The organism is Pseudodesulfovibrio piezophilus C1TLV30 (assembly GCF_000341895.1).
In the GTDB taxonomy this organism is placed as follows: Bacteria; Desulfobacterota; Desulfovibrionia; order Desulfovibrionales; family Desulfovibrionaceae; genus Pseudodesulfovibrio; species Pseudodesulfovibrio piezophilus.
Genome location: NC_020409.1, coordinates 1,427,320 through 1,437,500, shown reverse-complemented (window position 1 = coordinate 1,437,500; position 10,181 = coordinate 1,427,320). Strand labels below are relative to the sequence as shown.

Below are 10,181 nucleotides of genomic sequence, written 5' to 3'. Positions count from 1 at the left end.
TGAAAGTGGCGTAGTCAGTACCTGAGTACCGCGGGACACGTGAAACCCCGTGGGAACCTGGGAGGACCATCTTCCAAGCCTAAATACTCCCTAGTGACCGATAGCGAACCAGTACCGTGAGGGAAAGGTGAAAAGAACCCCTGTTAGGGGAGTGAAATAGAACCTGAAACCTTGTGCCTACAAGCTGTGGGAGCGGACTTGTTCCGTGACCGCGTGCTTTTTGCATAACGGGCCAGCGAGTTACTCTGTATTGCAAGGTTAAGCGTAAGTGTAGCCGTAGCGAAAGCGAGTCTGAATAGGGCGTCAAGTAATGCGGAGTAGACCCGAAGCCGGGTGATCTATCCATGAGCAGGCTGAAGCTTGAGTAAAATCAAGTGGAGGGCCGAACCAGTATCGGTTGAAAACGATTTGGATGACTTGTGGATAGGGGTGAAAGGCCAATCAAACCCGGTGATAGCTGGTTCTCCCCGAAATATATTGAGGTATAGCGTGTGATTAGTTTTGCGGAGGTAGAGCACTGACAAGGCTAGGGGCCCCACCAGGTTACCAACCCTTATCAAACTCCGAATGCCGTAAAATGATGTCATGCAGTCAGGCTATGGGTGCGAAGGTCCATGGCCGAAAGGGAAACAGCCCAGACCAACAGCTAAGGTCTCGAAATCAATGCTAAGTGGGAAAGGTGGTGGAGTTGCTGATACATCCAGGAGGTTGGCTTAGAAGCAGCCATCCTTTAAAGAAAGCGTAATAGCTCACTGGCCTAGCGATTCTGCGCCGAAAATGTAACGGGGCTAAGCATTGTACCGAAGCTTTGGGTTCGTAGTTTACTACGAGCGGTAGGGGAGCGTTCTCAGATGGGATGAAGGTGAACCGGAAGGTTTGCTGGACTAATGAGAAGTGATTATGCTGGCATGAGTAACGATAAAATAAGTGAGAAACTTATTCGCCGTAAACCTAAGGTTTCCTGGGTAAAGCTAATCTTCCCAGGGTAAGTCGGCCCCTAAGGCGAGGCAGAAATGCGTAGCCGATGGGAAACAGGTTAATATTCCTGTACATGTGTATGTGTGCGATGGAGGGACGCAGAAGGATAGGTGATCCGGGTGTTGGATATCCCGGTGCAAACGTGTAGGCTTGAGGAGCAGGTAAATCCGCTCTTCTTTAAGGCCGAGGCGTGATGCCGAGTCTTTATCGACAGAAGTCATTGATTCCAGACTGCCAAGAAAAGCTTCTAAGTTTAGCATATGCATACCGTACCGCAAACCAACACAGGTAGGTGGGTCGAGCAGACCAAGGCGCTTGAGAGAACTCTGGTTAAGGAACTCGGCAAAATGACCCCGTAAGTTCGCGAGAAGGGGTACTCGAACGTGTGATGTAATTTACTTATTGAGCACGCTTGAGGCGCAGTGAATCGGGGGGGGCGACTGTTTACTAAAAACATAGGTCTCTGCTAAGTCGTAAGACGATGTATAGGGACTGACGCCTGCCCGGTGCTGGAAGGTTAAGAGGTGGGGTTAGACTTCGGTCGAAGCTCTGAATCGAAGCCCCAGTAAACGGCGGCCGTAACTATAACGGTCCTAAGGTAGCGAAATTCCTTGTCGGGTAAGTTCCGACCTGCACGAATGGCGTAACGATCTCCCCACTGTCTCAACCAGAGACTCAGTGAAATTGAATTCCCAGTGAAAATGCTGGGTACCCGCGGAAGGACGGAAAGACCCTGTGCACCTTTACTGCAGCTTGACATTGGTATTTGATTAATAATGTGTAGGATAGGTGGGAGACTTTGAAGCATGCTCGCTAGAGTGTGTGGAGTCACCCTTGAAATACCACCCTTTATTACTTAGATATCTAATCCAATGCCGTCATCCGGCTTGGAGACAGTGTCTGGTGGGTAGTTTGACTGGGGCGGTCGCCTCCCAAATAGTAACGGAGGCTTGCAAAGGTTCCCTCAGGCTGATTGGAAACCAGCCGTTGAGTGCAAAGGCATAAGGGAGCTTGACTGTGAGACAGACATGTCGAGCAGGAACGAAAGTTGGTCTTAGTGATCCGGTGGTTCCGCATGGAAGGGCCATCGCTCATAGGATAAAAGGTACGCCGGGGATAACAGGCTGATCGCGTCCAAGAGTTCACATCGACGACGCGGTTTGGCACCTCGATGTCGGCTCATCACATCCTGGGGCTGAAGCAGGTCCCAAGGGTACGGCTGTTCGCCGTTTAAAGTGGTACGCGAGCTGGGTTTAAAACGTCGTGAGACAGTTTGGTCCCTATCCTCCGTGGGCGTAGGAGAATTGAAGAGGGTCTGCCCCTAGTACGAGAGGACCGGGGTGGACGAACCTATGGTGTTCCTGTTGTCACGCCAGTGGCATTGCAGGGTAGCTATGTTCGGTACGGATAACCGCTGAAAGCATCTAAGCGGGAAGCCAGCCTCAAGATAAGTTCTCCCTGGACATTAGTCCCTAAAGATCCCTTGAAGACTACAAGGTTGATAGGCTGGAGGTGTAAGCAGCGTGAGTTGTTCAGCTGACCAGTACTAATAGATCGTGCGGCTTATTTTACATTAATGGAATTCTCTCTTCTCCCTATTGACTTATATATTTGAACCCTTCCGGTTCACCAGATTTTCTTGGTGCCCAAGGAGGAGGGGGTACACCCGGTCCCATTCCGAACCCGGTAGTTAAGCCCTCCATCGCCGATGATACTGCATGGTAGCGTGTGGGAAAGTAGGTCGGTGCCAAGGAATATTTCAGCCCCTGATTCATACGAATCAGGGGCTTTTCCTTGTTCTTCTTCCGAACACCCCGCCACTTATCCCACCAGTTTCCAAAATCTGAAACTTCCCCGGCATCGCCAGCAACAAACAGCTCACTTGTTTTTCCAGTTCGTCCCCACGTACTCCGCACTCCCCGTCCACACACAATGCTTTCCCACACTAAGTTGACCCTCAATACAATGACTGAATACCACAGAGTCCCTCTCGTTTTAGTGCTCTTCTCGCCACCTCCAGAGACCACCCATCCCTGTTCGCTTCAGAGAGTGAACCAGCAACTCTCCGCGTCCAGACATATCCCCATGGAAGGCGCATCTCCCCACTGCCGTCGCCAATGCCCTGAATCATCACTAAACAGCAGCGACAATACATAACAAAAAGGCAGAGGAGCAGCGATATGGAGGATCATGGTCTCTCTCTACGGTCAAGCACTCGTCAGTGCTTATGTCTTGTTCTGGAAGTGAAAGGGGCTAGTTAGAGTGCAGAGTCTCGCACCCTTTTGCTGTTTTATCGGATGGCCCTGTCACTGAGTAAATATTAAGCACTTTGAGGACAGAATCGATTCCATCCCATAAGTGCTGCACCACCTGATATCGTAGTGCCGTAAAACATCACCGGTTTTTCCGTCATAAACATGTCAATTGTCCCATTGGCCAATGTTGTTCCTGTTACCAGCAAGACATCACACCAATCGATGGCATCGGCAGTCGAATCTCTACCTTCGACCAGGACACCTCTTTTTCGCTGTCCGATATTTTCCGGGTCAAGATCTATGAGACGAATATCTGTTTTCGCATTGAGTGCTTCTGCTAAAGCCGGCTGAAAACCGATGAGAGTGATACGACAGCGCCCGAATTGGCGACGTATCGTCTCAAAAACAAGCTTTGAGCACTTTTTCGGACCGTCATTTCTACAGTGGATCGTGTGATCCGACATATTGAGCGAGCGGGTGACTGCATTGAGTGTGGAGATAAAAATTGCTCGATTAAAGTTATTATTCAAAGGAAGTTCGGACACTGCTCGGAGTGAGCCTGTATAATTACCGTATGTATTGGTAAAAGCCTGCCCTTTTTCACCACGAAAAAGAGCTTCCATCAATTTTTCCTTTCCTTGCTGAATTGGAAAATCTGTCGAATCAGGGGTTCCGATAGCTTCTTTCACCGTCAATGGAGCAGCCGAAATTGTGATGCTTTCGTTGAGAAGGTTTTCTTTCTTCCAAAGAAAAAGAGCCTTGTTGTGAACGGTTTCCAAGAGTGTTTTCATGTGTCCTCCTATATGGCAGACAACCGTTTAAGTGCTGTGAATATTCCAAGGGAAAAAACGCCGATTAACGATGATAAAATAATTGCTCGTTCGAATTCTCCTGTAAATACAGAGTTGTAAATCTCCAGAGAAAGGGTGTTGGTTCTGCCGATGATGTTCCCTCCGAGCATGAGCGTTATACCGACTTCTCCCAGGGATCTCCCTAGGGCGAGGAACCAGCCAGCAGCAATATTTTTTTTGACGTTGGGAAGCAGCACCAGCCAAAATATCTGCCAATCCGATTTGCCCAGTATCTTTGCTGTTTCAGCTAATTTCCCAACGTCACCTCGAAGTGCAGCAATGAGAGGCTTGACTATAAGTGGAAGCCCGGAAATGAACGATGCCAAAACGACACCGGAAAAGCTGAAAACGATTTCAAATGGTATATGCCGGCCAATCAATCCAGCTCTGCCAAGAAGCATAAGCAAAATGAATCCCGTAGCAATGGGAGGGAAGACCAAGGGTAAAGTGACGAAAAAATCAACAATCAAACGCATCATACTTTGGCCATTTGTCAGGTAATAACCAAGCAGTATTCCGATCAGCAGATGGAAACATCCGGCTATGACTAAGACTTTGGTGGTCAGCCAGAGGGGACCAAGTGTTTCTGGCTGGATCAAAATTTCCACAAAGTCCATGGTCTATAATCCGTTTTCGTGAATAATTGATTGAGCGAGAGGGGTTTTCAGAAACTTGAGGAAAACCATTGCTTCCTCTTTATGGCGACTTGTCCTCAATAGACCTGTCATAATGTGTATCGGTGAGTATTGTGATTCGTCGATGACAACGAATCCACCCAATTTATCTGCCACATTGAGCGCGTGTGTCAGATTGAGAAACCCCATATCGACTTCATTGGTTGTGAGATAAGAAAATACCTGTGGTACAGTCGCTACTTCCACAAGTTTTGGTTGTATCCTTGGAAGCCGTCCACTGTTGATTAAGTACTCCCGTGCCGCTTTACCATAAACAGCCTTTTTGAAATCAGGCAGTGCAATACGCTGTGCCTTGATAGTATCAAGGTCGCTTTCTGTGCTGAAAGCGCTAGATTCTGCGAATGCCAGGACAAGTTTTCCCTTTCCCAATTCCTGCCGGACCGACAGGGAAAGGTTATTGCCCACCAGAAAAGACTCATCGCCTAAGACGAGATCAACCTTGCCGCTTTGCTTTGCAAGCATGAGCACACGCCCCATATTCCCGAATAGGATATCAAGCGACCTTCCGGTTTCATGTTTGTAGGCGGCGTTAAGGGCGTTGACCATTTTCTTGTACCCAGCGCCGGATGCAATCACAGCATTTTCAGCGTGGGCAGGCAAAATCATTATTAGAAGGAGGAGGAGTGAGGCACAAAGTGCACGCGGCTGTGACATGAGAATTCCTTTATAAATATGCTGAAGTGTTTGGATACAGGAGATTATTGTGCAGGTGGTATTGGCGAGAGAGCCAGTCTGGCGCTATCTGGCCATTTTCTAGAGCCATAATAGCGTCACCGAGTAAATTTGCCTCCCGCAGGTCGTGAGTGACATGGATGATGGGGATATTGAGCGAAGTCTTAAGGTCAGCCAAAAGACCGCATAAAAAAGAGCGTGTCTTAACGTCCAGAGCGGAAAAAGGTTCATCCAGCAAAAGAAGATCCGGCTGGCTGGCAAGAGCCTGACAGAATGCGGCCCGCTGCCTTTCTCCGCCGGATATGCTGTGTGGGCGCTCTCGCCGTAAATGGTAGATTCCAAAGGTGTGCATCAACTCATCAATATGGATGGTGTTTGATGCTCCGAAGTTGATGTTTTGGCGGATGTCCATATGTGGGAAAAGAGTATATTCTTGGAAGACAAGACCTATTTTTCTCTTGTTTGTGGGCATGGAGTATCCTTTGTGCATCTCAACCCACGGTGTGTTATTGAAAAAAAGAGTTCCTGTGTCAGGCGCTTCAAGACCCGCTATAAGTCGAATCAGTGATGTTTTCCCCGCTCCGGATGGACCGACAATGGCGGTCAGTTGTCCAGGGTGGCAGGAAAAGGACGTGGAGAGAGTGAAGTGTTTCAATCTTTTTGTAATATCAATATACAGAGACATATTTCCTCCTTTCCTGGTCGGTTATAGGTTTTTTGCATCCCCACCTTGTACCATTCTCGTAAATTCCCTATGGTTTGTGCGTCTCTTCGGCAAGCGCGTCACGAGAAACTGCAAACTCGTGACTTGACGATATAGATGCAGCAGTGAGAGCCATGAAAAGAACTGACAAGACCTGTCCACGAGAGTTTTTTAGCGTATCGGAACACGTCAGTTATCTTGAACCCGTTCAAATTCGTCATTTGGAAAAAGCGTTTACTGACTGGAAGGGGGTAGCAAAACGCGCCAACAGTGTGTTGGCGCGTGAGCGAATGTGGCTTATCTTTGTGCTTCTGCGGCATACAGGAGCGCGTTTGGGAGAGGTCTTATCTCTTGATGACACAGAAGCTTTTGATAAAAGCGGGCCACTGGTTCGTCTCGGAGGGGGGGATCGAGTTCGCGAGGTTCCGTTGGCAGAAGATTTTTATTCGGAAGTAATGGATATCCTGGAGAGTCCTATGGGGTGTGGACTTCGGGGAAGTTTCTTTCATGTTGACCCAGGGTATTTTCGGCGTATTTGCTATGCGCGAGGAAAGGAATGTGGATTGCCAAAAGAGCTGGTTGGTCCCAATGCCCTCCGTAATACCAGAGCTATAGAAATGCTTCGAGCCGGTGTCCCCATCACCATTGTCAAGGATATTCTTGGTCAGTCTTCACTCGATTTAACAGCACATTTCCAACAGTTCTCACGGGAAGACATTCGGTCCATAGTGGATTCAGCGCATCAGGCAATGCGCCAAAGGACAAGCGCTCGAAATTCCTTTATTGGGCATGTCCTTCAGATAACCTTTGATGCGGTTATGGCTGAAGTCGTGCTCGAAACCCGATCCGGTATCAGAGTCTGCGCAGTTATTACGGCGGAAAGTTTGCGTAATTTGAAGATAACGGAAGGGACTCCGGTTATTGCGACAGTCAAGGCGCCATTGGTCAATGTCATAAAGAGTCTGCACACTCCGGTAGGGAGTGCTCGCAATCGATTTTCTGCCCGAGTCATGCGTGTTACCGGGGCAACGGTTATCTCTGAAATATTAGGGCAACTTCCTGATGGGACTGAGGTTTGCGCTCTTGTTTCGACACATAGAGCAGATTCCCTTGCCCTTCAGCCAGGCGAGACCGTCGAATTCTGGTTCAAGTCCCTCTCTGTAGTGCTCAATACGGTCCAGCTGTGGGATTGATCGAGGGCATTTTCAGAAGCGATTCGGTTTTTTAGGCAAGAACAAGCCCTGCAATGCATTGTGGTATTGCAGGGCTTGTTCGTTTTGAGTCGGAAGAGAGCGTGGTGCCACTTGTGGCATGGCAGACGCTTTTGAAGCCGGTTCATTGTCCGTTGGAATCTTTTGCCAACTCGCTGATTGTCCCTAGAGCCTTACCGCGCGTTTGGGCCAGCTTTTTCCATTTCCGTTTTTCCTTTTTCAATGCCTCGATCGTGTGCAGCAGATTTTGGACAGTCTGCGCCGGGTATCCGTGTGTACCACGTTTTCCCCTGCGTACTTCCTCATCGTTCCGTTGCCGGATAGCGGCGATCTGATTGGCGTCAAGGATCATTGGAGCGTTTCCGTTGTTTTATGCCGTTGCGCAGAATGTCTTTTGCGTATATTCGATGCGATCTTTGTATTCTTCCTGCTTGCCCTTGTTCCAGCGTCCAACAGGGCGGTAATAGCCGACAACACGAGTATAGACCTCTGTCTCCTTGTTGCATGTCGGGCAATCGAAGTGTTCACCATATATATATCCGTGGTCCTCGCACACTGAGAATGTCGGCGTGACAGAGATATACGGAATTTTCGTCTTGCTCATGGCCTTGAGCAGGAAGCTTTTCACACTTTCCTCATCTGGAGCTGCTTCACCAAGGAAGGTGTGGAAGACGGTCCCGCCATTATAGAGAGTCTGAAGGTTGTTCTGATGTTCCAGGGCAAAAAAGACATCTGAACTCGCCCCCACGGGAAGCAAGGTGGAGTTGGTGTAATAAGGTGTTTCTCCGCCGGAAGTATAAATGTCCGAGTAGAGTTCCTTGTCTATCTTGGCCAGGCGGTAGCAGGTTCCTTCTCCTGGGGTAGCTTCAAGGTTATAGAGATTTCCGGTTTCTTCCTGGAATTCCACGACCAGCTTCCGCAGGAGATTGAGGGTACGCTGCATCAGTCTTGAACCGGATTCCGAGTCGACACCTTTTCCAAGCAGATTCATGCAGGCTTCGTGTCCACCGATCAGACCGATGGTCGAAAAATGCCCTTTGAATCCGTTCTTGAGATAGCGGCGGGAGAACGGGAACATGCCGGCATCAAGATTTTTTTCAACGATCTTTCGCTTGTATTCCAATGATTCACTGGCCAAATGAGCATATTCGGTCACCAGTTCGAAATAGTCTTCTTCATTGTGGGCGAGGTAGGCCAGTTTGGACAGGTTTAAAGTGACTACACCAATAGAGCCGGTCAGGTCTCCGGCACCGAAGAGGCCACCTGTTTTCTTGCGAATTTCACGGAGGTCCATCTGCAAGCGGCAGCACATGGAGCGCACGTCTTCCGGATTCAGGTCGGAATTAATGAAGTTCTGGAAGTAGGGAGCACCGTATTTGGCGGTCATTTTCAGGAGGAGTTTCCCCTCTTCTGATTCCCATGGGAAATCTTCGGTCACGTTGTACGTGGGGATAGGGAAGGAGAAGATTCGTCCGTCAGCATCACCTTCGAGCATGACTTCGAGAAACGCCTTGTTGATCATGGCCATTTCTTCAGCATATTCCCCATAGGTGGAATCCTGGAGTTGCCCGCCGATAATGATCGCTTCCTTGGCTATATGGGCAGGGGGGACCACATCGAACGTGAAATTGGTAAACGGGCTTTGGCCACCCCAGCGGGATGTGGCATTGAGGTTATGCAGCAGTTTTTGAATCTGTTGCTTGACCTCGGTATAGCCAAGTCCGTCATGCCGGATGAATGGTGCCAGGTAGGTATCCACGTTGTTGAATGCCTGGGCACCTGCCCATTCGTTTTGAAGGGTGCCGAGGAAATTGACTATTTGGCCGCATGCGGCATCGAAATGCTTGGCTGGAGTGGAAGAGCAGCGGTCGCGGAGGTTAAATCCTTCCAGAAGAAGGTCTCGCAGGCTCCATCCAGAGCAATATCCGGCCAGTCCGAATGAGAGGTCATGGATGTGAAAGTACCCATGGGTATGGGCCATACGGACTTCTTCCGGGTATTTTTCCAGCATGTAGCGGGCCTGAACCGAGCCAGCCATATGCAGGATAAGCCCCTGATAGGAATGGACCATGTTCGAGTTTTCACTGACGCGCCAATCGACATTGTTCAGATAGCTCTCAGTGACGCTGGCGATGTCGAGAAAAGCCTGGTCTTGTGACCGCATTTCCCGACGTTTTTCACGATATATGATATAGCGTTCGGCAACTTTGTACAGTCTGGCTTCCATGAGCACTTGCTGGACCATATCCTGGACTTGCTCCTGCTCAGGGGAGTCGACGCCGATAAGTTTCTTTTCAACTTTTCCGGCCAGGCGTTCCGCAAGGAGGGGATCTTTGATTCCACTTCCTTTGAGAGCTTTGAAGATTGCGTCGCCAATACGTTTGGTCGACCATGTTTCGATGCATCCGTCGCGTTTTTGAATTTGAATAGGCATAAGTATCTCTTTGCAAGCAGTCAGCGCGGACTGGTTCAAGGAGAGACGAGTCTCTCGGTGAACTGCTCGTGTGGTTGCCAGAAAATTTCGATGACAGAATCATGGAAAAGCGGCAACAGTTTGTCGGGTGTACACGTTCGTATCCATCTGCGGGTTCCGCGGACCGCATCCGGCAAGAAACGCTTCAGGTAGGTCTTCTGGCTTTCCTCGTCCGCTCCGCCTTCCCGCCGTGCGGCAGTGGCTTGTGGAGTCGGTTTTTCTCTTGAGGATTACAGCGGCGGGACCGCTCCGGTTTCACACCGGATTCCCTGTTATGGCTCAACAGCCACCTGAAGGACATCGTGATCGGGATAAGGTAGCGTAAGCTCCGAGAGAGTGCAAG

The 10,181-nt window shown here is 49.4% G+C and carries 7 protein-coding genes, 2 rRNA genes and 1 riboswitch (1 of these 10 running past the window's edge); of the genes, 3 read left to right on the top strand and 6 right to left on the bottom strand.

Annotated features, from left to right (window positions below; translation table 11 throughout):
* Both BN4_RS06895 and rrf read left to right on the top strand, forming a co-directional pair.
* Positions 1-2,549: ribosomal RNA gene (locus BN4_RS06895) — 23S ribosomal RNA — on the top strand; it begins 389 nt to the left of the window's first position.
* 67 nt (positions 2,550-2,616) lie between these two features.
* Positions 2,617-2,731, top strand: a 5S ribosomal RNA gene (rrf, locus tag BN4_RS06890).
* 567 nt (positions 2,732-3,298) lie between these two features.
* On the opposite strand, the gene BN4_RS06885 is transcribed toward rrf, so the two are convergent.
* The 4 genes from BN4_RS06885 to BN4_RS06870 are packed head-to-tail and all read right to left on the bottom strand — an operon-like array spanning position 3,299 to position 6,136.
* Entirely contained in the window at positions 3,299-4,024 is a 726-nt protein-coding gene (locus tag BN4_RS06885) for a Rossmann-like domain-containing protein (protein WP_015414659.1), read from the bottom strand.
* A gap of 8 nt (positions 4,025-4,032) precedes the next feature.
* The gene (locus BN4_RS06880) at positions 4,033-4,701 is read right to left on the bottom strand and encodes a molybdate ABC transporter permease subunit (protein WP_015414658.1); all 669 of its coding nucleotides are present in this window, start codon (positions 4,699-4,701) and stop codon (positions 4,033-4,035) included.
* 3 nt (positions 4,702-4,704) lie between these two features.
* A complete protein-coding gene (modA, locus tag BN4_RS06875) occupies positions 4,705-5,433 on the bottom strand; it encodes a molybdate ABC transporter substrate-binding protein (RefSeq protein ID WP_015414657.1) in 729 nt (242 codons plus the stop codon).
* Positions 5,434-5,443: 10 nt separating this feature from the next.
* Complete coding sequence (locus tag BN4_RS06870; RefSeq protein WP_015414656.1) at positions 5,444-6,136, bottom strand: ATP-binding cassette domain-containing protein; 693 nt, start codon at positions 6,134-6,136, stop codon at positions 5,444-5,446.
* Positions 6,137-6,288: 152 nt separating this feature from the next.
* Between BN4_RS06870 and BN4_RS06865 the strand changes: the two genes are divergently transcribed.
* Positions 6,289-7,347 (top strand): TOBE domain-containing protein, encoded by a 1,059-nt coding sequence (locus BN4_RS06865; protein ID WP_015414655.1) that lies wholly within the window; start codon positions 6,289-6,291, stop codon positions 7,345-7,347.
* 142 nt (positions 7,348-7,489) lie between these two features.
* On the opposite strand, the gene BN4_RS06860 is transcribed toward BN4_RS06865, so the two are convergent.
* The gene (locus tag BN4_RS06860) at positions 7,490-7,717 is read right to left on the bottom strand and encodes a hypothetical protein (protein WP_015414654.1); all 228 of its coding nucleotides are present in this window, start codon (positions 7,715-7,717) and stop codon (positions 7,490-7,492) included.
* Positions 7,718-7,735: 18 nt separating this feature from the next.
* Positions 7,736-9,799, bottom strand: coding sequence for a ribonucleoside triphosphate reductase (locus BN4_RS06855; RefSeq protein ID WP_015414653.1), 2,064 nt, complete (start codon positions 9,797-9,799; stop codon positions 7,736-7,738).
* A gap of 170 nt (positions 9,800-9,969) precedes the next feature.
* Positions 9,970-10,147, bottom strand: a riboswitch (cobalamin riboswitch).
* Positions 10,148-10,181 lie beyond the last annotated feature (34 nt).